At 75.3% G+C, this 23,735-nt stretch carries 14 protein-coding genes, 1 tRNA gene and 3 pseudogenes; 7 read left to right on the forward strand and 11 right to left on the reverse strand.

Annotated features, from left to right (window positions below):
• Positions 1-81 precede the first annotated feature (81 nt).
• From E4N63_RS21080 to E4N63_RS21095, 4 genes are all read left to right on the forward strand, one after another.
• Entirely contained in the window at positions 82-924 is an 843-nt protein-coding gene (locus tag E4N63_RS21080) for a carbohydrate ABC transporter permease (RefSeq protein ID WP_125626223.1), read from the forward strand.
• Positions 921-1,832 carry a carbohydrate ABC transporter permease gene (locus E4N63_RS21085; RefSeq protein WP_125626224.1) on the forward strand — a complete coding sequence of 304 codons (912 nt, stop codon included), beginning with the start codon at positions 921-923 and terminating at the stop codon, positions 1,830-1,832. Before E4N63_RS21080 ends, E4N63_RS21085 begins: the two co-directional genes overlap by 4 nt.
• The gene (locus tag E4N63_RS21090; RefSeq protein ID WP_230241448.1) at positions 1,829-3,877 is read left to right on the forward strand and encodes a beta-galactosidase; all 2,049 of its coding nucleotides are present in this window, start codon (positions 1,829-1,831) and stop codon (positions 3,875-3,877) included. The genes E4N63_RS21085 and E4N63_RS21090 overlap by 4 nt, the downstream gene beginning before the upstream one ends.
• Positions 3,878-4,015: 138 nt before the next feature.
• Positions 4,016-6,244: an alpha-galactosidase gene (locus tag E4N63_RS21095; protein ID WP_230241449.1), complete on the forward strand. Its 2,229-nt coding sequence runs from the start codon at positions 4,016-4,018 to the stop codon at positions 6,242-6,244.
• A 32-nt stretch (positions 6,245-6,276) separates the two neighbouring features.
• On the opposite strand, the gene E4N63_RS21100 is transcribed toward E4N63_RS21095, so the two are convergent.
• The 3 genes from E4N63_RS21100 to E4N63_RS21110 form a co-directional block, all read right to left on the reverse strand.
• Positions 6,277-6,966 (reverse strand): DUF6629 family protein, encoded by a 690-nt coding sequence (locus tag E4N63_RS21100; RefSeq protein WP_125626227.1) that lies wholly within the window; start codon positions 6,964-6,966, stop codon positions 6,277-6,279.
• Positions 6,967-7,258: 292 nt separating this feature from the next.
• On the reverse strand, positions 7,259-7,924 hold the full coding sequence (locus tag E4N63_RS21105) for a lytic polysaccharide monooxygenase (protein WP_125626229.1): 666 nt from the start codon (positions 7,922-7,924) through the stop codon (positions 7,259-7,261).
• Positions 7,925-8,224: 300 nt separating this feature from the next.
• Entirely contained in the window at positions 8,225-9,892 is a 1,668-nt protein-coding gene (locus tag E4N63_RS21110) for a bifunctional diguanylate cyclase/phosphodiesterase (RefSeq protein ID WP_268271503.1), read from the reverse strand.
• 1,069 nt (positions 9,893-10,961) lie between these two features.
• Between E4N63_RS21110 and E4N63_RS21115 the strand changes: the two genes are divergently transcribed.
• Positions 10,962-12,158, forward strand: coding sequence for a M6 family metalloprotease domain-containing protein (locus E4N63_RS21115; RefSeq protein WP_125627089.1), 1,197 nt, complete (start codon positions 10,962-10,964; stop codon positions 12,156-12,158).
• Positions 12,159-12,334: 176 nt separating this feature from the next.
• Here the strand turns inward: E4N63_RS21115 and E4N63_RS21120 are convergent.
• From E4N63_RS21120 to E4N63_RS21155, 8 genes and pseudogenes are all read right to left on the reverse strand, one after another.
• Positions 12,335-12,408, reverse strand: a tRNA-Lys gene (locus E4N63_RS21120).
• A pseudogene (locus E4N63_RS21125) lies at positions 12,386-13,220 on the reverse strand (bifunctional DNA primase/polymerase). Before E4N63_RS21125 ends, E4N63_RS21120 begins: the two are co-directional and overlap by 23 nt.
• Positions 13,221-13,542: 322 nt before the next feature.
• Positions 13,543-13,917: a hypothetical protein gene (locus E4N63_RS21130; RefSeq protein ID WP_125625658.1), complete on the reverse strand. Its 375-nt coding sequence runs from the start codon at positions 13,915-13,917 to the stop codon at positions 13,543-13,545.
• Between the two features lie 101 nt (positions 13,918-14,018).
• Positions 14,019-15,299 (reverse strand): AAA domain-containing protein, encoded by a 1,281-nt coding sequence (locus E4N63_RS21135; protein WP_230242581.1) that lies wholly within the window; start codon positions 15,297-15,299, stop codon positions 14,019-14,021.
• Between the two features lie 254 nt (positions 15,300-15,553).
• Positions 15,554-17,134: pseudogene (locus E4N63_RS21140) on the reverse strand (hypothetical protein); the annotation flags it as partial.
• Positions 17,125-18,549, reverse strand: a complete 1,425-nt coding sequence (locus E4N63_RS21145) for a hypothetical protein (RefSeq protein ID WP_228429543.1) — start codon at positions 18,547-18,549, stop codon at positions 17,125-17,127. The gene E4N63_RS21145 and the pseudogene E4N63_RS21140, both read right to left, overlap by 10 nt.
• 118 nt (positions 18,550-18,667) lie before the next feature.
• Entirely contained in the window at positions 18,668-19,654 is a 987-nt protein-coding gene (locus E4N63_RS21150) for a phosphatase PAP2 family protein (protein WP_230241451.1), read from the reverse strand.
• A 712-nt stretch (positions 19,655-20,366) separates the two neighbouring features.
• A pseudogene (locus E4N63_RS21155) lies at positions 20,367-21,743 on the reverse strand (hypothetical protein); the annotation flags it as partial.
• 350 nt (positions 21,744-22,093) lie between these two features.
• Here E4N63_RS21155 and E4N63_RS21160 point away from each other — a divergent pair.
• Both E4N63_RS21160 and E4N63_RS21165 read left to right on the forward strand, forming a co-directional pair.
• Positions 22,094-22,606, forward strand: a complete 513-nt coding sequence (locus E4N63_RS21160) for a hypothetical protein (protein WP_230241452.1) — start codon at positions 22,094-22,096, stop codon at positions 22,604-22,606.
• Between the two features lie 195 nt (positions 22,607-22,801).
• Positions 22,802-23,689, forward strand: coding sequence for a spermidine synthase (locus tag E4N63_RS21165; RefSeq protein WP_125625661.1), 888 nt, complete (start codon positions 22,802-22,804; stop codon positions 23,687-23,689).
• The last annotated feature ends 46 nt before the right edge of the window (positions 23,690-23,735 follow it).

Raw genomic sequence — 23,735 nt, forward strand, 5'->3', positions numbered from 1 at the left:
AAGCCGGAGCGGCGCCGCCCGCCGAGCCCCCGCACCCGTCCCCGGCGCCGGCGGCGGAACTGGGCTCCCGCCCTCTTCCTCCTGCCGTTCTTCGTGCCGTTCGTGCTGTTCACGCTGGTTCCGGTCGGCTACGCCTTCTCCCAGAGCCTGCTGCGCACCGAGCGGACCGGCGGCACCTTCGGCCGCCGCACGACCGTGTTCGCCGGCTTCGACCAGTACGCGGAGGTGCTCGGCGACCCCGAGTTCCTCGGCAGCGTGGTGCGGGTGCTCGTCTTCGGGCTGGTGCAGATCCCGGTCATGCTGCTGCTCGCCCTGGTGCTGGCGCTGCTGCTGGACTCGACGGTGGCCCGCCTCAAGCGGTTCTTCCGGATCGCCTACTTCGTCCCGTACGGCATCCCGGGCGTGATCGCCGCGATCATGTGGGCCTTCCTGTACGACCCGCGGCTGTCGCCCATCGTCGACCTGTTGCAGGACGCCGGAGCGGAGCCGGACTTCCTCGGCTCGGGGATGATGCTCTGGTCCATCGGCAACATCGTCACCTGGACGTACACCGGCTACAACATGCTGATCCTCTACGCCGCCCTGCAGGCCGTGCCCTCCGACATCTACGAGGCCGCGCGGATGGACGGCGCGAGCGAGACGAAGATCGCCTGGCGGATCAAGGTGCCGATCCTCCGCCCCGCGCTCATCCTGACCGGGGTCTTCTCGATCATCGGCACGCTGCAGCTGTTCACCGAGCCGCAGGTGCTGCGCTCCATCTCCACCAGCGTCACCAGCACCTACACACCGAACCTGGCCGCCTACTCGCTCGCCTCGGCGGACAACTACAGCGAGGCGGCGGCCATGTCGGTGACGCTGGCGCTGGCCACGTTCGTCCTGTCGTTCGGATTCCTCAAGCTCACGGGGCGAAAGGCGGAATCATGAGCCTCCTCACCGACACCGCCGGCGCCCACGCGCCCCGGCCCGCCGCGGCAGCGGGACCGCGTGGCCCCCGCGACAGCCGCCTCTCGGTGATCGCCGCCACCGGCTTCCTGGCCCTGATCGCCGTCTACATGCTGCTGCCCGTGTTCTGGCTCGTGGTCTCGGCCACCAAGAGCCAGGGCGACCTGGTGGACTCCTTCGGCCTGTGGTTCTCCGACTTCCACCTCGCCGACAACCTCTCGGCGCTGTTCGCGAAGCAGGACGGGGTGTATCTGCCCTGGCTGCTCAACAGCCTTCTCTACGCGGGCGCGGGCGCGGCCGTCGGCACCCTGCTGTCCGCCATGGCCGGCTACGCGCTGGCCAAGTACCGCTTCCGGGGGCGGGAGCTGCTGTTCTCCGTCGTGCTCGGCGGCGTCCTCGTCCCGGCCACGGCCCTCGCGCTGCCGCTGTTCCTGCTGTTCGCCGAGGTCGGCGCCACCAACACCTTCTGGTCGGTCTTCCTGCCCAGCGTCGTCAGCCCGTTCGGGGTGTACCTCTCGCGCATCTTCGCCGCCGCTTCCGTACCGGACGAACTGCTGGAGGCCGCCCGGATCGACGGCTCCGGCGAGCTGAGGACCTTCTTCACCCTGGCGCTCCGGCTGATGTCGCCCGCCATGGTGACGATCTTCCTCTTCCAGTTCGTCGTCGTCTGGAACAACTTCCTGCTGCCGCTGGTCATGCTCCAGGACGACCGCCTCTACCCGGTGACCCTCGGCCTGTTCACCTGGCAGTCCCAGGTCAGCCGCGACCCGTCGCTGCAGATCCTCAGTCTCACCGGCTCGCTCGTCTCGGTGGTGCCGATCGTCATCACCTTCCTCGTCCTCCAGCGCTACTGGAAAGCCGGCCTGGCCGCGGGGGCGGTGAAGGCATGAGCGGCGACGCGCTCCGGCGGCTGTCCGGCCGGCTCGGCGGCATCGCGTACGGCGGTGACTACAACCCCGAGCAGTGGCCGCGCGAGGTGTGGGACGAGGACGTCCGCCTCATGCGGGAGGCCGGCGTCAACCTCGTCACCGTCGGCGTCTTCTCCTGGGCGTTCCTCGAACCCCGGCCCGGGCAGTACGAGTTCGGCCTCCTCGACGAGATCATGGACCTGCTGCACGCGGGCGGTATCGCGGTCGACCTGGCCACCGCCACGGCCTCGCCCCCGCCGTGGTTCTCGCTCCGGCACCCGGAGGCGCTGCCGGTGACCGCCGACGGCACCCGGCTCTGGCACGGCTCCCGGCAGACCTTCTGCCCCAGCAGCCCCGCGTACGCCGAGGCCGCCGGCCGGCTCGTCGAACGGCTCGCGGAGCGGTACCACGGCCATCCCGCCCTCGCCCTGTGGCACGTCCACAACGAGTGGGGCAACCACAACGCGCACTGCTTCTGCGACACCAGCGCCCAGGCGTTCCGGGACTGGCTCCGTGAGCGGTACGGAGACCTCGACGGCCTCAACGAGGCCTGGGGCACGGCGTTCTGGAGCCAGCGCTACGGCGACTGGGCGGAGGTGATGCCCCCGCGCGCCACCGCGGCCGTCGCCAACCCGACCCAGCGGCTCGACCACTGGCGATTCTCCTCGGACGCGCTGCTCGCGCTCCACCGGCGGGAGGCCGCGATCCTGCGCCGTCTGTCGCCCGGTGTCCCGCTCACCACGAACCTGCTGGTGACGCTGGAGAAGAAGGTTGACGGGGCCGCGCTCGCCGGCGCCTGCGACGTCGTCTCCGTGGACCAGTACCTCACCGCCGAGGACCCGGAGGCCCACATCGGCCTCTCCCTCGACGCCGACCTGGCCCGCGGACTGGGCGGGGGAGCGCCGTGGCTGCTGATGGAGCACTCCACATCGGCCGTGAACTGGCAGCCCCGGAACATCGCCAAGACGCCGGGGCAGATGCGGCGCAACAGTCTCGCGCACGTGGCACGCGGCGCCGACGGCGTCCTGTTCTTCCAGTGGCGCCAGTCGAAGGCCGGCGCTGAGAAATGGCACTCGGCGATGCTGCCGCACGGTGGCACGGACACCAAGACGTGGCGCGAGGTCACCGGTCTCGGCCGGGACCTCGCGGCGCTGGCCGAGGTGCGTGGCAGCCGCGTCGCGGCGGACGTGGCGCTCCTCTTCGACTGGAACGCCTGGTGGGCGCTGGAAATGGACGCCACCCCGTCGCGGGACGTGCGCTACCTCGACCTGGTCCGCGGCTGGTACGAGGCGCTGTGGTCGCTCGGGATCACCTGCGACCTCGTCCATCCCGGAAGTGACCTGAGCGGGCGCCGGCTGGTGCTGGTCCCCGGCCTCTGCCTGACGACGGACGCGGACGCGGCGTCGCTGACCGCCTTCGTGCGGGAGGGCGGGCACGCCGCCGTCGGCTTCCTCAGCGGCGTGGTGGACGAGAACGACCACGTCCGGCTCGGCGGGTATCCCGGTGCGTACCGGGAGCTGCTGGGGGTGCGGACGGACGAGTTCTTCCCGCTGCGGGAGGCCCAGACCGTCCGGCTCTCCGACGGTTCGACGGCCACGGTGTGGACCGAACACGTGGAACCGCGCGGAGCGGAGACCGTCCTCTCGTTCGCCGCGGACCCGGCCTCCGGCGGTCCTGTCGCCGGACACCCCGCGGTCACCCGGCACTCCTTCGGCGAGGGCCTGGCCTGGTACGTGGCGACCCGCCCGGACGCGGACGGCCTGCGGAAGCTGCTCGGCCGCGTCTGCCGGGAGGCCGGGGTGACCGCCGCGGCCGAGGTCCCGGCGGGGGTCGAGGCGGTGCGCAGGCTCGGGCCGGAGGCCACGTATCTGTTTCTGATCAACCACACCGCGCGGGACGTGTCCGTCCCGGCGGCGGGTGTCGATCTCCTGAGCGGCGCGGCCGTGGACGGCGGGGCCGAGGTGCGCGCGGGGGAAGTGATGGTGATCCGGGAACGACGGCCCGGCGGGACCGCCACGGCCGGGTGACGCGCGGCGGTCTCGCCGCCGGGTGACCCGGCCCGGCCCCGTCCCGTTCTCCCACCGACCGACTCATCGACCACCGGCTCACCGTCCGCCTGCCTGCCTGCCGACCTGCCCGCCTGCCCGACCGACCGAGAGCGCGCCATGACCACCGACCGTTCCCCCCGCCGCCTGCTGCACTTCCGTGCCGCCGGCACCAGCCTCGTCCTGAACTGCACGGGCGACCGCCTCCCCCGGATCCTGCACTGGGGAGCGGACCTGGGCGAGCGGCCGTCCGGCAGCCGTGACAGAAACGGGAACGGGGGCGGCGGGAACGGGGGCGGCGGTTACGGCGGCGGCCGGGACGGCGACGGAACCGGCCTGGCCGGTCTCGCCACGGCGAGCCTCGCCCAGCTGGTCACCAGCGTCCCCGACGTCCCGGTGCCCGTGAGCGTGCTGCCCGAGCAGTCCGCCGGCTGGCTCGGCACACCGGGGCTCTCCGGCCACCGGGAAGGCGCCGCCTTCTCCTGCGCGTTCACCGTACGCGAGCTGCGCACCCCGGGCCCCCGGTCGCTGGTCGTGGCGGCCACCGACGAACAGGCCGGGCTCTCCCTGCGGCTGGAACTGGAGCTGACGTCCTCCGGTCTCGTACGGCACCGGGCCTCCCTCACCAACGAGGGCGACCGCCCGTACACCCTCGACGCGCTCCAGCTCACCCTGCCGGTGCCGGCTCACGCGACCGAACTCCTCGATCTCACCGGCCGCCACCTCCGCGAGCGGTCACCGCAGCGCCACGCGTTCACCCTGGGAACGCATCTGCGGGAGAACCGCCGCGGCCGCACCGGCGCCGATGCGACGCTCGTCCACACGGCAGGCGAGCGCGGGTTCGGGTTCCGCGACGGCGAGGTGTGGGGCCTGCACGTCGCCTGGAGCGGGAACCACCGCTCGTTCGCCGAGCGGACCAACTCCGGGGTCTCCCTCCTCGGCGGCGGGGAGCTCCTGCTGCCGGGCGAGGTGCGCCTGGAGACCGGGGCCACCTACGACAGCCCCTGGATCCTCGGCTCGTACGGCCGGGGCCTCGACGCCCTGGCGAGCCGCTTCCACACCTTCCTCCGGGACCGTCCGCACCACCCGGCCGGGCCCCGCCCGGTGACCCTCAACACCTGGGAGGCGGTCTATTTCCAGCAGGACCTGGGCAAGCTCACCGCGCTGGCGGACGCGGCGGCGGAGATCGGGGCGGAGCGCTTCGTCCTGGACGACGGCTGGTTCCGCGGACGCCGTGACGACCGGGCCGGGCTGGGCGACTGGTCCGTGGACCCGGAGGTGTGGCCGGAGGGACTGCACCCGCTGGTCGCCCACGTCCGTTCCCTGGGGCTGCAGTTCGGCCTCTGGGTCGAACCGGAGATGGTCAACCCGGACTCGGACCTGGCGCGGGCCCACCCGGAGTGGCTGCTGTCGGCGGGCGGGCGGATGCCTCCCGAGGCACGGCACCAGCAGGTCCTGGACCTCGGGCGGCCGGAAGCGTCCGCGTATGTGCTGGAGCGGCTGGACGCCCTGGTCGCGGAGTACGCGATCGACTATCTGAAGTGGGACCACAACCGCGATCTGGTCGACGCGGGCAGCGGCCCGGAGGGCACCGGCGGGGTGCACGCCCAGACGGCCGCCGTGTACGCGCTGATGGACGAGCTGCGCCGGCGGCACCCCTGGCTGGAGATCGAGTCCTGCTCCTCGGGCGGCGCCCGGGTGGACCTCGGGATCCTCGAACGCGCCGACCGGGTCTGGGCGAGCGACTGCATCGACGCCCTGGAGCGCCAGGAGATCCAGCGCTGGACCGGCCTCCTGCTGCCCCCCGAGCTGATCGGTGCCCATGTCGGAGCGTCCTCCTCGCACACCACGGGCCGTACCCACACCCTCGACTTCCGTGCCGGCACCGCGTTTTTCGGCCACATGGGGATCGAGTGGGACCTCACCCGGGCGACGGCAGGGGAACGCCGGCGGCTCGCCGCGTGGATCGCGGCCCACAAGCGGCTGCGCCCGTTGCTGCACGGCGGAACCGTCGTCCGCGCCGACCACCCCGATCCGGCGCTGCTGGTGCACGGCGTCGTCGCCCCCGACCGGTCCCGCGCCGTCTACGCCCTGGTGCAGACGGCGACGAGCGTCCAGGCGCCGGCGGGCCGGGTACGTCTCCCCGGCCTGGCCGGGGACGCGCACTACACGATCACCCCGCTCCCGCCGGGAGACGAGCTCCGCGGACCGGCCGTGAGCGGGCTGCCGTGGTGGACGGCGGAGGGGGTCGAACTGTCCGGCCGCGCGCTCGCGGTCCTGGGCGTCCGGGCTCCCACCCTGCACCCGGAGAGCCTGGTGCTGATCGAGGCCCGGCGGCTCACCCCCTGACCGCGAGGGGAGGGCGGGCGACGCGGTGCGGGTCAGGAGGGCAGCGGTGCGCCGGCGCGGCCTCCCGCCCGCCGCCACACCCAGACCAGCATCAGCACGGACGCCACCGCCGCGAACGCGCACCAGGTGGAGACGAACTCCGTCCGCCACAGCGCCGCGCAGATCACCGCACCGGCCGAGAGGACGGCGCCGAGCAGCCGCAGCGGGGGATCGGCGGACAGCAGCAGGGCGCCGAGCGTGGCCAGCAGATACCCGGTGAGGACCAGCGGCAGCAGCGGCACGTCGACGGCGTAGCCGATGGTGCGGTCACGCACCTCGGCCGTGACGGTCCCCGTGGCCAGGGAGTACGCGAGGACGGCCGCGGTGACGCAGCCGGCGGCGATCGGTACGGCGGCGCCCGGTGCGGCGGCGATCCGTACGGCCGCCCGCCTGGGCCCGTTCCCGGGGGCGGGGCCGGCCCCCGGCCGCCCGGCGAGCAGCACGCCGAGCGGGATCCACAGCGGGAGCAGGGGCAGCGCGATCACCGCCCAGGCGAGGACGAGAGGGCCGGAGTCCCCGCCCTGGTGCCAGAGGAAGGACTCGACGATCTGGTGGGCGCCGAGGAGCAGCGGCAGGGCGGCGAGGGGCAGATCGCCGCGGCGTCGCACCCCGGCCAGCGCGGCCACGCCCACCGCGCAGATGCCCGCGCCCGCGACGAGATCGGCCGTCGCACTCCAGCACATGGCACCACCCGGGGAGGGGAAGCCGGGACACCGTCGTCCCACGCTAAGTGATCACGGTGGAACCGGCCACCGGGACCCCGGCCACCGGACCCCGGGCAGCGGAGAGCCCCGCCGGGCGCGGGAGTGCCGGGCGGGGCTCCGCTTCTGCGGGTGCGGCGGACGGACGACGTGGTGAACGCGCCGCGCTTCGCTGCTGGGGGGTGGCCCCGCGCGGGGCCGGTGATGTGGGGTGTGCGTCACCGGCCGGCCGCGCGGGCTCCGTGCTCCGTGCTCCGTGCTCCGTGACGTGGGATCAGAAGGTCACGTCACTGCACAGGTAGTACGACTGGTCCATGTGCGAGGCCTGCCAGATGGTGAACACGACGTGGTTGCCGGTGCGGCCGGGGGCGCTCACGTCGAACGAGATGTTCTGCGCGGGGGCGTACCGGCCGGTCGTCTTCACCAGTTCCAGGCTGCCCCAGGTCAGCTGCTGCGTCGCCGGGTTGAAGCCCTGCTTGGTGACGTAGACCTGGAAGAAGTCCGCGCCGTGGCTGGCCTGGTCGTACAGGCTCATGGTGAAGTTGTTGCCGATCCTGGTGGTCTTCCACGGGCCGACGGCGTCCATGGAGCGGTAGCGGCCGCCCTCTGCGTGGCCGCCGCTGCAGAGCTGGCCGTCGGGGATCGCGGAGCGGAAGTTGCCGCCGACGCCGTTGCGGTACAGGCCGTTCCAGTTCCACATGGCGTTCGGGTTGTCCTGCCACGCCTGCCAGCACATCGGGTCTTCCTGCTGCATGGCAGGGTTCATGTGGTCGCTGCCCCAGCGCTCGTGGCAGCTGTAGGCGCGGGCACCCGGGTTGACGATCGAGCCGTGCGCCGCCGCCGTATCGGCCCAGGGGACCAGGCAGAGCAGCGAGGCGAAGAGCAGCGCGAAGGCGCGCAGCGCCCATCTCGGTGATTCAAGGATTCCGTGCACACGCATGGTGGGGGTCTCCGTTTTTCGGCTGTGGGGATGTCCGGGTGCTCCGGGGGCGGAGCAGGGAGTGGGAGCGCTCCCATGCTATGGGCAGCGTTACCCGGAGGCACAGAGCAAAAAACGTTCGGCCCTCAACTGGCTTGATTTTCGCGCTGTTTCGCCCGTCATTCAGGCCGGGAACACCGGTTGCCGGTGAGCGGGATCCGACGGCCCGTCAGCCCGGTACCCGGCGGCCGGGTCCGGGCCCCGGCGTCCCGCGTTCGCCGGCCGGGCCCCGGCCCGCGGTGCCGGACCCGCTGCCCCGCCTCAGCCGTCCAGCAGTGACGACACCCGCTCCGGGTGCAGCGGCCGGGCGTAGTACCAGCCCTGGCCCGTGTCGCAGCCGAGCCGGCGCAGGTGGTCTGCCTGGTCGGCGTTCTCGACGCACTCGGCGGTGACCGTCAGGCCCAGCCGGTGGGCCAGGCCGACCAGCGCCTCCACGATGGTCTCGTCGGCCGGGTTGGCATGGGTCTTGTCGCGGAACCCCCGGACGAACGCGCCGTCCAGCTTCAGGACGGAGGCGGGCAGCCGGCTCAGATAGGCGAGGTTGGAGTAGCCGGTGCCGAAGTCGTCGATGGCGATGCTGACGCCCATGTCGCTCAGCGCCCGCAGCGCCTGGAGGGGGCGCCCGGCGGAGCCCATGACCGCCGATTCGGTCAGCTCCAGCTGGAGCAGGTGCGGCGGCAGGCCCGTCTCGGCGAGGATCGCGGCCACGTCGGCGACCAGGTCGGAGTCCCACACCTGCCGGACGGCCACGTTGACGCTGACGAAGATCGGGCTCTCCGGACGCTGGAGCTGCCAGAGCCGGGCCTGACGGCAGGCGGTGCGGAGCACCCAGCGCCCGAGCTGGACGATGGCGCCCTCCTCCTCCGCCAGCCCGATGAACCGATTCGGCCCCAGGGTGCCGAACTGCGGGTGGCGCCACCGGACCAGCGCCTCGACCCCCTCCAGCGCACCGCCGTCCAGGCTTACCAGCGGCTGGTACTCGAGCGTGAACTCGCCCCGCTCGATGGCGGGCCGCAGGGTGCTGGCCAGTGCCTGCCGGTTGACGCGGTGGGCGTTGCGCTCGGGGTCGAAGAGGGTCCAGCGTGCCTTGCCGTCGGCCTTGGCCCAGTAGAGGGTGGTGTCGGCGGCCTGCATGAGGGCGGTCGCGGTCGTCCCTGCGGCGGCGCGCTCCACGACGCCGATGCTCGCCGACAGCGACAGCCGCTCTCCGGCCAGGTCGAACGGCTGCAGGAGTGTGTGGAGCACGGCGTCGGCCAGTTCGGAGAGCTGTTCGGTGCCGGTGGACTCCTCGACGAGTACGGCGAACTCGTCCCCGCCGAGGCGGGCCACCAGATGGGCGCCGCGCCGGCCGTATCCGGCCCGGTCGGCGCAGTGCGCCAGGCGCTGGCCGACGGCGTGCAGCAGCCGGTCGCCGATGCGGTGTCCGAGGGTGTCGTTGACCGCCTTGAAGCCGTCCAGGTCCAGATAGCAGATGCCGATGCGCCCGCTGCCGCCGCGGTCCTGCCCTGCGGCCTCGAGCGCCGCCGCGAGCCGTTCGAAGAACAGGGCGCGGTTGGGCAGCCGCGTCACGGGGTCGTGCAGGCGCAGATGGTGCAGCCGGGCCTGGAGATCGCGGCGGTCGCTGATGTCCGCCACCGACAGCAGCGCGCGGGAGCGGGGACCGCCGGGGCCGTCCTCCGGAAGCGGTGCGACGGAGACCTCCGCCCACAGGGGCCGGCCGTCCGGGTTCTTCAACCGGCGGGTGCAGCGCATCCGTTCGAGGTGGCCGCCCAGCACGTCGCGGTACGCGGCCCAGGTGCGGGCGTCGTGGCTCAGGTTGAGCAACTCGGCGGCGGGTTCGGCGGCGAGGCGGGCGGGATCGGCTCCGAGCAGGGCGCCGAGGGCCTGGTTGGCGGTGACGACTCTGCCCTCGCCGTCGAGGACGGCCATGGCGAGCCGGGCGGCGTTGAAGGCGGCGCGGTAGTCGCGCGCCTCGGCCGGTGTCACGGAGCGGGCGGCGGGCGGCGCGGGGGTACCGGGGTGAGACCGGTGGGCGGTACGGGGACGGGGCCGGCGCCTGTACGGTGCCCCGCCCCGGGCCGGGGCGGCGGTGGGCGCGGTGCCCGGTGCCGTGTCCCGCGACGTGGACGGCGACGGCGGTGACGCCGCCGTCCCGGGCCGGGGCGCGGTGGACGGGCCCGGCGGCCGCGAGGCCGCCCGCGGCCGGACGGGCGGGCGCGGGGCCGGTGCGGGCGCCGGTTCCGGGGCCGCCGGTGCGGGGCCCGGGCGGCGAGGGGCGCCGCGGCGGCCGCCCGAGGGTGCACGGCGCCAGACGGTCGCGGAGCCCGCGAGCGAGAGGCCGGCGACCGGGTGGCCGGTGACCGCATGGCCGGTGGGAGACGGGCCCGTGCGGTACGGGCCCGTGGGCGAAGGGCCGCCGGCCGCCGGAGACGGCGGCGAGGGCTCGCCCGGGGGCGGCGGAGAGGCCGTCCGGGAGGCCGGGGAGCGGCGGAAGATCTGGTTACTCTCCGTGAAGGTCGGTAGGGTGATTCCGGGTCCCGCACCTGGCCTGTTGGGTGATCCGCTCACCGTTCACTCCCGCTGAGGACTCGACTCGTACGGATCGCGGAGCCGGTCGCCCCGGTGCCCCGAGGGCCTCCGGGGGAGGGGTCCGCGCTGGAAATGTGCCGATCATAGAGGTTCGTCCGGTCTTGTTCCATCGAACGGCCCACGGGGGGACGTACGGCAGAGCGGTTGTCCGATCGTTTCTGCAGGACGGTGCCCGGACGTGCGATGACCAACGAGCGCGGGTGACGTTGAGTTACGGCCCGTCCTGCCGCCGCGGCTCACCCGACCGGGTCAAGGAAACATGGTGAGTGTGTAAATATCCCCGCAAAGTGGACGAGTGTCCTGTCCCACGTCCGGGGAGGCCGACGTGTCGCACTCGCTGACGTCCGGGGGGCCGGAGGCCCGGCCGGTCCGGTCGCGGCCGCGCCTCCGCCGGGCGGCCGCGGGCGCGATGTCCTTCACGGCGATGCTCGCCACCTCGCTGGTCGCCGGCCCGGCCACGGCCGCCGTGCTGGACGAGGCCTGCGCCCTGACGCGCAGCGCGGTCCACCACTCCGAAGGGCTCGACACCTGGAACGCGGCCTATCCGAAGCCCCGGGACGACATCCGCGCGGTGATGGCCTTCCTCTCCTTCCCGGACGCCGAGCCGGTCGTCGCGCCGGACCAGTTGGTGTCGGACTACTTCCCGGGGACCGCCGAGTTCTTCGAGCGGGCCTCGTACGGGAAGTTCCGGCTCCATGTCGATCCGGTGCGGAAGTGGCTGGAGATGCCCGCCGCCTCGACGACCTACGGCATAGGGCGGGACTGGGACACCGAGTTGCGGGCGGCCTATCTGGGCGACGCGATGGGCCTGGCCGACCGGGTGGTGGACTTCTCGGGCTACGACGTCGTCTACCTGGTCGCCGACCCGGACGCCCCGGGGGTCGACTCGGACGCCACCAAGGTCGTCAACTTCGACGAGCCGATGCGCGTCGACGGCACGGAGGTCCGCAGGATCGTCACCGTGTTCGAGCAGCGGCCGCCGGACCGCAACGTGCTCGCCCATGAGACCGGGCACGTGTTCGACCTGCCGGATCTCTACCACCGGCCGAAGCAGGGCAAGGGCGACTGGGACACCCATGTGGGCGACTGGGACCTCATGGGCAGCCAGTTCGGGCTGGCCCCGGACTTCTTCGGCTGGCACAAGTGGAAGCTCGGCTGGCTGGACCGGGGAGACGTCACCTGCGTGCGGGGCGAGGGCGAGAGCGCGCATCTTCTCGTGCCCGTCGCGGCCCGGGCCGGGCGCGGCGCGGTCGCCGGCCCCCGGCTGCTGGTGATCCGTACCGGTGCGTCGACGGTGCTCGCCGTCGAGGCCCGGGCCGCGGTGGGCAACGACCTGACGACCTGCACCGAGGGGGTGCTCGTCTACCGGGTGCACAGCGAGACGGGCTCCGCCGAGGGGCCCGTCAAGGTGCTGGACGGGCATCCGCACTCGGGCGCCTGCTGGAACGGCTCCGTTCACCCGGCGCTGGCGGACGCCCCGCTGGGGGTGGGTGAGCGGCTGACGGACCCGGAGAGCGGGGTCTCGGTGGAGGTGCTCGGCACGGATACGCGCGGACGCTGGACGGTGCGCGTGGACCGGCCGGCGGAGCCGTCCGGGGTGTTCTGAGGGGCGGGTGGAGGGGCGGCCGGGGCCCCGGTGGCCGCGGGCCCCGGGCGGGGCCGGAGGGCGGGGGCAGGGGTGCGGGTGTGGAGGCCGGGTTCCGGGGTGAAGGCCGGGCCCGTGCATGACGAAAGGCTTTCCCGCCGAAGCAGAAAAGCCTTGGTCAACGGTAGAACCGTAAGTGCGCCGCCAGGGACTCGAACCCCGGACCCGCTGATTAAGAGTCAGCTGCTCTAACCAACTGAGCTAGCGGCGCCCGACGGGAAAGACATTAGCATCCGTATCCGGGTCCGCGAAAATCGATAAGCCGGGACGGCCTCAGCAGGCGCCGGTGGGGGCGGCGAGAGCCGGGGCGGGAAGCGGCCGGCCGGCCGCCGCACCGCCCGGAAGGGCCCGGAGCAGGCCCACCGCAGCACCTCGCCGCCGGGCAGCCAGGGATGCCGGACGTCGGGTGCCGCCAGCCAGCGGGAGAGCGCCGGACGGGCGGTACCGGCGCCGTTCCCCGGCCCGGGGACACCGGTTCCGGGAACGGGGCGGAGGCCGCCGGGGCGGCCGCGACGGCCGGGGCCGGGGTCTCGCCGTCGCCGCGAGGGCGGAGGCGGGCAGGCGCAGCGGCGGTACGGTCACCGTGTCGCCCGTCCCGTGGCAGAGCAGCGGCGGCAGGGCCGCGCCCCACTCCGTCCCGGCGAGCAGGGCGGGCAGCCGGCGGGCCGTGCCGGGCTCGGTGAAGAGCAGCAGCCGTCCGCGGTGCACGGCCACCGGACCGGAGCCGGGGCCCTCCGACCACAGCCGGTCGAGCAGCCGCCGGCCGAACACGCCCGGAGCGCTGATCACGTCGAACGCCGTCCCGCAGGGCAGGACGGCCGGGGCCTCCGGCCGGGCGGCCCAGAGGGCCAGGACACGCTGCGGGGCCGGGGCGGCCGACGCGAGCCAGGCCGCCCCGGCGGCGGTGACCCGGGCCGGGACGAGGGCGCCGTCGTCCGGCGCGGGAGCCCGGAAGAGGGCGAAGCGGGTGGATCCGTCGGGGTGCTGCCACGGTCGCGGCTGCCAGTCGCTCATGGCGTCCATGTTTATCGGTCGAGACCCCGCATATCCGGTGCTTGCCGGAATTCGGCGGGGCGAGGCGGGATGGATGCGCTCCCGCCTCTGCGAGGGCCGGGGAGGAAGTGACACGGGTGAGCGCGGGGGTGGACGGGTCCTGCTTCCCGGTTTCCGGACCCGGGCTCCGGCTTTCCGGGGCCGGCTTTCCGGGTTCAGTTTTCCGGGTCCCGGCACGGCACCCGCCGGGGAGAGGGTACGCCGTCCCCCGCCCGGGAGTGTCCTCCGGGCGGTCACGGGCCTCTCGCCCGCGGGGACCGCCCGCCGGACCGGCCGCGCGGACCGGCCGTACTCAGTCCGCGGTGGGGCCGCCGTCGCGGAGCAGTTCGCGGCCGAAGTCGATCATGCGCCGGGTGTAGTCCTCCGACCACTCCGCGCGCTCGGCGATGGCCGACTCCGGCAGCCGGTCGAACCGCTTCGGGTCGGCCAGCTGCGCCGCCGCGATCGCCTGGAACTCCGTCGCCCGGTCGGCGGCCGCGCGGAACGCCAGCGTCAGCTCCGTGGAACGGGACAGGAGCTGCCGCGGGTCCTCGATCGACTCCAGATCGAAGAAGTGCTCGGGGTCCGCGACCGCCTCGGGCGGTTCGAAGAGCAGCGCCGCCGGCTTGCGGTGGCGCCGCGCCCCGCCGCGGTCGCGGTGATCGGGAGCCGAATGCGGCTCGGTCATGTACGTGCCTCCCGGCTGTTCGATTCGCTCGGGTGCGCGGACGGGCCTCCCCCGTCCGCGCACCCCGTCCATTGTCCAGGGACGCGCAAGAGGGCCGGGTGTCACGGCCTCCAGCGCACCCGGTGCTCCTCCAGCCGCGTCATCACGGCGTGGTTCGCCTCCCAGCCGTCCGGGAACTTCACGGTCACCCCGAGCTGTACCGGTTCCGTGGACGGGTGCCCGTCCAGCAGCTCCCTCACGCCCTCCCGGCACACCACGACGCACGCGTGGCGGTGGCGCGAGGCCAGGACGCACAGCCGGCCCGTCTCCAGATGGAAGGCCGTGGCGTCGGGGCGGCCGGACAGCGGGTGCAGGACGACCGTCACGTCGAATTCCCGGCCCTGCAGCCGGTTGGCCGTGTCCACGGTGACCTCGCCCGCGTCCAGCGCGGCGAGCGCCTCCCGCACGGCCGCGGCCTGGTCGCGGTGGGCCGTGCCGACGGCGATCCGGTCGGCCGTCAGCGGCACCGCGTCCCGGCGCTCGTCGGCCGTCACCCCGCGCCGGTCCAGCAGCCGGCGCACCACCTGCGCCACGGCGTCCACGGCCTCCGGGTCGGTACGGGGGGTGTGGCGCGCGGGCAGCTCCAGCAGGCCCCAGCCGGATGCCGCGGCCTCGTCGAGCACCCGGTCCGCCGGTGAGCCGTCCGCGGCCGCGCCGAAGGACAGCCGCCGGTCGCCCGGCCCCGTGCCGCTGCGGAACGGGGTGTAGGGGTAGAAGGCGCCGGACACCAGCGGCGCCGCCGACGCCGGCAGCCGCCAGGACACCGGCAGCCGGTGCTGCGGCAGCGCCGGGTTGTGCGCGAGCAGCGTGGACACGGCGCTGGCCGACGGGTCGTACGACAGCCCCGCCCACTGCTCGGCGCCGACCACGCTGAACGGGTCGAGCTGCCCCGGGTCGCCGACGAACAGGGCGCGCTCGAAGAGCCCCGCGACGGCCAGCAGCGCGTCCGAGCGCATCTGGTACGCCTCGTCGACGATGGCGTGCCGCCACGGCTCGGTGTTCTTGACGTGGGCCCACTTGGCGGCCGTCGAGATCACGACCTCCATCCCCGCGAGGTCGGCGGCCTTGGCGGAGGCGCGGACCGAGGGGTGCCCGTCCAGCATCCTGTCGTACGGGTCGGGGTCGCTGCTGTGCAGCCGGCCGACGGGGAGATCCGGATCGGCGGTCGCCAGCCGGTCGACGAGATCGTCCACCTGCGCGTTGGTCTGCGCGACCACCATCAGGCGGTGCCCGGCGGCGGCCAGCTCGCGCGCGGCCCGGACGACCAGGGTGGACTTGCCCGCGCCGGGCGGGGAGTCCACGACCACACCGCGGTACGGGCTGTGCAGGGTGTCGTGGAGGATCGCCTCGGTCGCGCGGGCGGCCTCCGCGCCGGGGTCGAACGCGGCGCGGCCGGGCGCCCCGGGCTCCTGCGGGCCGGGTACGGGTTCGGGGCCGCCGCCGCTCTCCGCCGGGGACGGGCGGGAGAGGGAGGCCGGTGCCGGTCACAGGAAGTCCTCCGGGGTCGCCGTATCCGGGCTGGTGTCGAGGACGACGGGTCGCCCGGCGGGGCCGCGGGGACGGCAGGGGCGGGCGCGGCCGATCCGGCGGCACCGGACGGGGCCGGGGCGTCGCCATCGCCGCCCGGGACGACCGGCGGGCCGCCGTGGGTCCACGGGGTCCGCTCGGGGTCGGGCAGGTCGGGCCCGCCCCGGGGGGCGTGCTCGAACAGCGTCCAGCACACGCGGTCGCCCGGCTCCGGTACCGAGCCCTCGTCCGGCACCTTGCCGCGGCCCATGCCGCCGGTCAGCCGGACGACGATGCCCTCGGGCCGCCGCTCCACGCACTCGCCGGGCTGGCTCCGGCCGTCGGCCAGGGCCCGGTACACCTTCGTCCGCGCCGTCAGATGCGGCTGGTCGTCCGTCCGGACCGTGACCAGGGGGCGCGGCATCGGCCGCCGCCCCTCCGAGTACGCCATCTCCACCGCCGCGACCTCGCCCGCGAAGGCCTCGCCGGCGAGCCGCCGGGCCGCCATCGCCAGCGGATCGTCCAGCGCCTCCTGCGCTTCGAGCTGGGCCTGCGCCGTCTCGCGCGTGGCGAGCTTCTGCGCGGCCGTCACCGCGTCGTCCCGCCTGGGCTGCGGCGGCTCGCCGGCCCGGACGCGGTCCCGGTGCGCGGTGTACGACCAGCGGTCGCGCTTCCAGCGGTCGGCGACGTGGCTGCCCGGCGGCAGGGCCCGCAGCAGGTCGACCCCGCGCCACAGGGCGTCCCAGGTGGGCCGCAACTGGCTCTCGACCAGGGCGCGGATCTCCTCCTCGGACGCCGCCACGTCCCGCCGCGCGCCGCGCAGCCGCCCGGGAGCTCCCGCCTCCGCCGCGGCCGCCGCCTCCGACCGGGACCGGTCGTAGCGGCCCATCGCGGGTGCCAGCCGCTTGTTGTCGAACGCCGGGTCGGTCGCGGGACCGGCGGGCGGGCACACCAGCAGCCCGTCCCCGTCGCGCTCCACCTCCGCGCGGAGCGCCGCCTCGGCGCCCGTCAGACCCTCCGGGGGGTCGATCCAGCCGAGGAGCGCCCCCAGATGCTGGTCCTCGGCGCCGCTCTGGCCCGTCGTCCAGTGCCGGGACAGCAGCCCCGTCATGGGCAGCAGCAGGGAGGAGCCCGGCACCCGGGACCGCTCGCCGTAGTGCGTCAGCCAGCGTCCGAGCAGCGGCACCCGGGGCGGCGCCGGATGCGGCGTCTCCGGGTCCTGCTCGGCGGTGCGCCGGAAGCGCATGGAGCGGCCCAGCAGCCGGACGAACGAGACACCGGCCGTGCTCGGGACCAGCAACTGCGGTGCGTCCGCGCAGAGTTCGACCTGCACCGGCACCTTCTTGCCGGACTCGGGGTCGGTCTCCTTGCGCTCCGCCGGCTCCACGCCGTCCGCGTAGGCGTCGATGTACGGCAGCAGCACCTCGGCGAGCTCCGCCAGGAAGGCGGACCGCAGGTCGCGGTCGCGCGGCTGGGGCACCACCAGCAGCCGGGGCGCGGAGCGGTCGGTGCCGACCAGGGCCCCGAGCGGGGCGCCGGCCTCGCCGGCGGTCGTCAGCGGGACGAAGGCCATCGGCCGGTCCGAGAGGTGGCGGTGGAGCACCGTGGCCCCGGGCGCGGCCCGCCCGGCGGCCACGGCCTCCATCCGCGCGAGGGTGGTGATCAGCGACACCCGGGGCCTCCCTTCCGGCGGTCGGCGGCGGGGAGTTCGCCGAGTCCGGCGGCGTCTCCCGCGGTGGCCAGGGCCTCCGCGCGCAGGGCCGCCGCCCGGCGGAGTGCGGCTACGGCCGGGTCGGCCGGGTCGCCGTGCTCGCCGAAAGCCGCCTCCAGCACGCTCTCCACGGTGGTCAGTCCGCCCAACTCGCCCCGCACACCCCGCCCCAGCGCCTCCACGGCCCCGGCCTCGCGGGACCGCGCCCGGCAGTGGAAGGCCAGTTCGCAGGCGGCCAGGCACTCCGGGGCGTAGGCGGCGGGAACCGCGTCGACGGCGGCCGTCAATTCCTCCGCCGGCCGGGTCGGTGTCCTGCCGTCGTCGGCGAGGCGCAGGTCGAAGGTGGTGCCCTCGGGGAGCGCCGCCGCGATGTCCTCGATGCGGGTCAGCCGGTCCAGCTGCCGCCGGGTGACGGCCAGTTGCTTGCGTACGTCGACGGGCTCGGCCGTGGGCAGGTTGGAGAAGTCCTTGGGGCAGACCAGCAGGATCGTGGACCGCACCCGGCCCGCCCCGTGCGGTCCGGCGTCCGGTGTCTGCCCGGCTCCGGGGGCCCCGGCGGACACTCCGGACCGTTCCCGGCGCACCGCGTCCGCCGCCCCTGCTTGTGCCTGTCCCTGAGCCTGCGCCGGGAGCGTGGCGTCCCCGCCGGCTGCCGGCTGCCGGTCGATCTCCTCCGCCAGTCCGCGCAGCGCCAGGACGTACACCGCGGCCTGCCGGGCCGCCGCCCCGACCTTTGCGGCGTCCGCCGAACCGTCCACGACGGGGAAGGACTTGACCTCCACGACCGTGCAGCTCCCGTCCGGGTGCACCGCCACGGCGTCCGGTTCCAGAGCGGCCGGTGAACCGGCCACGTCAAGCCGGACCATGGGGTGGAACAGCAGCGTCCAGCCCCCGCCGGCGAAGGCTTCCGCCAGCGCCAGCCGGGTGCGTGCCGTGCGGCCCTCCGGTCCGGGGGCGGAGAGGTCGGGCACGTTCACTTCACCCGGCTCCGGCACGGGCCCGTCGGCACCGAACCGCTCGCGCAGCAGCCGGATCAGCTCGGCGCCGCCGTCGGCCCGCACCCGGGCCTCGAAGACATTGCCCCGGACGAAGGCGAACTCCGAGCGGCCGAAGCCCGCCGGGGACCCGAGGGCCCGGGCGAGGGCGGACTTGTCCACCCCGGCCCCGTCGAGCAGCGCCCGGCGCCGGCAGCCGGGGTTGGCGGCCAGCGCGGCCAGGGCACGGGCGTCCAGCGGGCGGGGCGCGGCGCCCGGTCCGCGCAGCTCGGCGAGGAGCTGCCGGAGCGCCGTCGCCGGTCGGTGCCCGGCCGCCGGCGACGGCGCCGGGCCGGCCGTCGCGTCGCGGCCGTGCTCGCGGTGGTGGAGGGAACCGTTCATCCGCCGCAGTCTCGCATCCCCCACCGACAGCCCCGGCGGACCCCTGTGCCCGGTGCGGCGGGTGGCGTCACGGAGAGGGCCGGGCCGGAGGCGGGTCCCGGCCGCCCCGCGGGCGTCGTTACGGGGCCGCCGGACCGGAAGCGCGGGCTCCGGCAGGGGACGGGGCCCGCGGCGGATGCGGAGCCGGGCGGACGGCCGGTCCGGGCGGCGCCGCTTCCGCGGTGACCGGCACGGGTCCCGCCGTACCGCCGACGGCGCTTCCGGCGGCGGGACCGGCGGGACCGGCGGCGGCCGCGTCCGGCGCGGGGTCCGCCAGCTGCCGGGAGCGGAGCCGGGTCCGCGCCCGGTCCGCCAGGCGCAGCGCCGGCCGGCTCGCCACCAGCCCGAGGCCCATGACCGTGGCCCCCGCGGCGGCGTCCAGGAAGTAGTGGTTCGCGGTACCCATCACCACGACCGTCGTCAGCAGCGGATAGCCGACGGCCAGGACCCTCGTCCACAGGGTCCGCCGGTACCGCCAGAGGATCACCCCGCACCACAGGGCCCAGCCGACGTGCAGGCTCGGCATGGCCGCGTACTGATTGGTCAGCCCGCCCAGTCCGCGCGGCGCGCTGGCCTCGCCGCCCCACCAGCCGTACGAAGCGAACCGCGCCATGCTGTCGACGAATCCGTACCGCGCCTCCAGCAGGCGCGGCGGGCAGGTCGGATAGAGGCTGAAGCCGGCCAGGCCGATCACCGTGGACAGCAGCAGCCAGGTGCGCGCCGCCCGGTACCGCGCGGGCCGGCGGAACCAGAGCCACACCAGGACGGCCGGGGTGACCAGGTAGTGCAGCGAGGCGTAGAAGAAGGCGGCCGGCACGCCGAGCGCCGGCAACTCGGTGAACCAGCGGTTCAGCGGGTGCTCCGCGTTGAGGTGGAACGCCTGCTCGAAGCGGAGGATGGCCAGCCCGTGGTCGACAGCCGTGGTGACATCCCCGCGCACCAGCAACCGACCCGCGGAATACGCCACATACACCAGCGCGATCAGCGGCAGCTCCGCCCACCAGCGGAGCCGTCTGTGTCCCGGGCGCGGTATCGGTGCCCCGGCGGCAGGAGCGGTTGCTGACATCCGGACGGATCCCCCCATGCGTTCCGGCGGTTCGCGAGCACGCGGCCCCACGGCGGCGCACGGCGGTCGGTCCGCGCACCGGCCCGGTCCGGACGTGCGGTCACACGGAGTTCACCGGCGGTCCAACCCCGCGTCAGGCCCCGGGCGAGCGAGAAGACGCGACAGTGGATCTCCGGGTTGCCCGCGGCCCGCCCGCGCGGGGGTCCGGCCGGGCCCGGCTTGTACGTTCCGGCAGGCGCCACCGAGGGCACGGCACGGGGTGGTCCGAACCCGGGTGCGACGGTGCCCGGGCGGTGCGCCCCGGCAGCGGCGGGCGCACGCGCGACAGCGGGACGACGCCGGGTACGGGACGGGACCGGGTACGGGACGAGCCCGGACACCGGAAGAGCCCGGACACAGGAGAGCCCCGGCACGTCCCACCCGTGCCCGGCCCCCTGAGCATCCCGCTCCTCAACGCCCGGGCCGGTCCGCACGGTTGACGATCGTTGCTCTCCGTGCCCCGCGAACTCCCCCGCGCCCGGGGTCGCTCCGGCTCCGGGCCTGCCCGCGCCACGGCGCAGCGGGCACGGTGACATGGCAGGCACGAGCGGGAGGCGGGCACAGCCGGAGCGCACCGGACCGCTCCGGACCGCTGAGTCCTCGCGCCGCCGAACAGCCGCGTCCGGCGGGCTCGTCACGCCCACCGCGCCGACCGCAACTCCGGGCGTACGGGCTACCCGTGCAGCGCCAGGAAATCGGCCACCGGCGCCGACCGCCGGTACGGCAGCAGCTCCCGCGCCGTCCGGTCGAGCATCGCCCGGATCCGGGTGGACCGCACCTGCTCCAGCAGGCCGATCACCTCCCGCCCGGCCGCCGCGGCCTCCTCGATCTCGCCGCCCCGCGTCAGGTCGCCGGCGAGCTGGGCCGTGAACAGCGCCCGGTTCCGCACGAAGTGGGGCTGCTGGAGCCGTACCGCGCGCCGCGCGTGCCGGGCGGCGCGCGGCCAGTCGCCCAGGGCCGACCAGCACTGCGACTCCAGCCCCTCCAGCTCCGCCTCGCCGAAGAACGACATCCACTCCGGGTCGGCGTCCGAGGGGCCGCGGGCGAACAGGATCCGGGCGCGCAGCAGCGCCTGTTCGCAGGCGGCGCGGTCGCGGAGCCCGGCCCAGCCCCCGGCCTCGCGGAGGGCGAGCAGCGACAGCAGCCGGTGGGACGGGAGATGGCGGGCCGCCTGCTGCGCGGCCTGCGCGGCCCGGACGGCCTCCCGCGGCCGGCCCGCGTCCCGGGCGAGGAACGCGGTGTTGCAGAAGGCGTGCGCCTCCAGTCCGGGGTCGCCGGAGACCCGCGCGGTGGCGAGCGCCTCGGCGTAGTGGGAACGGGCGTCGTCGAGCCGCCCGGAGTCGTGGGCCAGCCAGCCCACGGAGATGGCGAGTTCACCGGCGCCGACGTGCAGGCGGTCGCGGACCGACTGGCGCGGCGCGCCCGCGTCCAGCAGGGCGTAGGCATCGCGCAGCGGCTGGGTGGCACGCCGGTAGAGGCCGTCTCCGCCGTGCCGGTCGTCCAGCAGGCGGATCTGGCGGACGGATGCCTCGACCGCCTCGGCGTCGGAGGCACCGGCGCGGCGGCGGGGGGAGGCGGCGGACGCCGGTCCCAGGGCGGCGGTCGCCACGGCGGCGGTGCCGCCGGTCATGAACGCGCGACGCAGCACGTCGCTCTCCTCGGGGGTGTCGGCTGATGGACGGGGGATTTCGGCCACGTCCGCGAGCAGTCCCGGCCGCAGGCCCGCGAGTGGTCCCGCGGGCCGGTCCGGGAGGGGCCCGCGGGCGGAACCCGGGGCGGCCCGGAGAGGCGCCGGGCGGGGCGCCCGGAAGCCGGCCGGGAACGGCGCGGGCCCTGCGGCCGCGCACCGACTCCCGGGGCTGGAACCCCATGTCCTGGAGCGAGTGCCCCGGGAACATGTGCCGGAACACCCGTTCATACGCATAGTTGGGGCAGCGGATCTCACCCGATTCGACCCGGCCGATGTAGCGCGCGTCACACGACACCTGTTCACCGATCTCGCGCGCGGCGCGGCGCACCGCCGCGGCGAACTCGCCCGGGGAGCGGGCACCGCGCAACTCCCGGAACGCGGTGTTCGGCCGCGGCGCGGGGCGGTTTCCGGAGGACGATGACGGTGACGCCATGGCTGGCCCTCTCCCTGGCGGTGCGCGGTGCCGGGCCCCGGTCGGGGCGGATCCTGCCGGCGGCGGCCGGGGCCCGGCAGCGCCGCCGATGGCAGCAGACCGTACTCCTTGTAGCGGAGTTGTTACACACGGTTTGATGACAAAAGGGATATCCCGCCCGCGATCCGCCATGAACCGCCATCCTTTCCAGCGGTGTGCCGCCGTAGCCGTTGACATCCCCGGGTCGTTGGTCCCGGTGGACACGGAGCGTTCGGCTCCCTTCGGAGGAGGGTTTCCCTTGTTGAAGTCCGGCGTGGACACCAGCGGCTCACGGGCGGCGGCCGGGCACGGTCGCGGAACGGACCGGGGCGGCGCCAAGGAGCGCGGCAAGCCCGGCCACGGAAACGCTTCCGCACACGGCTTCGGCCGCTGCGATCTCGTCACCGTGCCGGCCCGGCAGGGGCTGGAGGCGGTGGACATCCTGCGCCGCGGCGGCGGGCGGCGGGCGGGCGGCACCGGCGCGGCGGACACCGGCGGCATCGGCCCCGTCCTGCACGACGGCGGCTGCGACACCATCGGCTTCCTGGTCCCGGCGGGCACCGCCGAGCGCTGGGACCTCCCGGGCAGCGCCTGCACCCGCACCGTCGCCCCGGACCCCCGGCGACCACGGGAGCCGACGCCCCGCCCGTGGCCGGTACGGGCTGGCTGGTGCCGCCGGAGATCCGCCGCCGACGTCACCGACCCGGCCGCGCTGCGGGCGGCCCTGGGCGAGGCGGGCCGGCTGATCGAGGTCGTCGACCGCTGCCGCTGAGGCGGCGGGGCGGGCTCGGTGCGCTTCCCGGCCCGGCATCCCTCGCGGCGCCCGGCCGGCACGCTCCGGCGGACTCCGGCGCGGTGAGCGACCCGCTGCGGTGAACGTCCGGCGCGTGCCGGTGGCCCGGCTCCTTCCGCCCGGCCGGGACCCCGGCCGCGGTGCCGGCGCACCCGCCGACGGATACTGGGCCCCATGGCGAAAGGCAGGGCCAGGGGCCGTACGGACGGCGGACGCGGGCGGTCGCGGCCGGCCGGACCCGCCGGCGAGCCGGTGGACGGCGGCCTCGCCGAGCTCGTCCCGGACCGCGAGCGGCCGAGGGCCTGGACGCTCACCGTCGACGGAGCCCCGCAGTCCCATGTGGACCTGGACGACCCGCAGTACCTGGACTTCGCCTACCAGCGCCGCCTCGGCCACATCATCGACCTGGCCGCCCCGCCCGGCCGTCCCCTGCGCGTCCTGCACCTCGGCGGCGGCGCCTTCACCCTCGCCCGCTACACGGCGGCGACCCGCCCCCGGTCCACCCAGCAGGTCGTCGAACTCGACGCCGGGCTGATCGCGTTCGTGCGGCGTGAACTGCCCCTGGACAGCGGATGGCGGATCCGCGTGCGCACGGGGGACGCCCGCGAAGGGCTGGCGAAGATCCCCGACGGCTGGGCCGATCTCGTCATCGCCGACGTGTTCGGCGGCGCCCGGACCCCCGCGCATCTCACCAGCACCGAGTTCACCGCCGGGGCGCGGCGTGCGCTGCGCCCCGGCGGCTGGTACGCCGTGAACGTCACCGACGGCCCTCCGCTCGCGCATCTGCGGGCGCGGATCGCCACCGTCCGCGCCGTCTTCCCCGAGCTGTGCCTCGCCGCCGACCCGGCGGTGCTGCGCGGCAGACGGTTCGGGAACGCCGTACTGCTGGCCGCCGACGGGCCGCTGCCCGTCGCGGAGTTCACCCGCCGGGTGGCCGGCGACCCGCACCCCGGCCGCGTCGAACACGGGCGCGCCCTGGACGACTTCACCGGGGGCGCGGCCGCCGTCTCCGACGCGGCGGCCCGGCCCTCACCGGCCCCGCCGCCGGACACCTTCGGCTGACCGCTGGGCCGCCGGCCGCCGGCCGCCGGCCGCCGGCCGCCGGCCG

Origin of the sequence: Streptomyces sp. MNU89, assembly GCF_020982505.1 — a bacterium.
Lineage (GTDB): Bacteria > Actinomycetota > Actinomycetes > Streptomycetales > Streptomycetaceae > Streptomyces > Streptomyces xinghaiensis.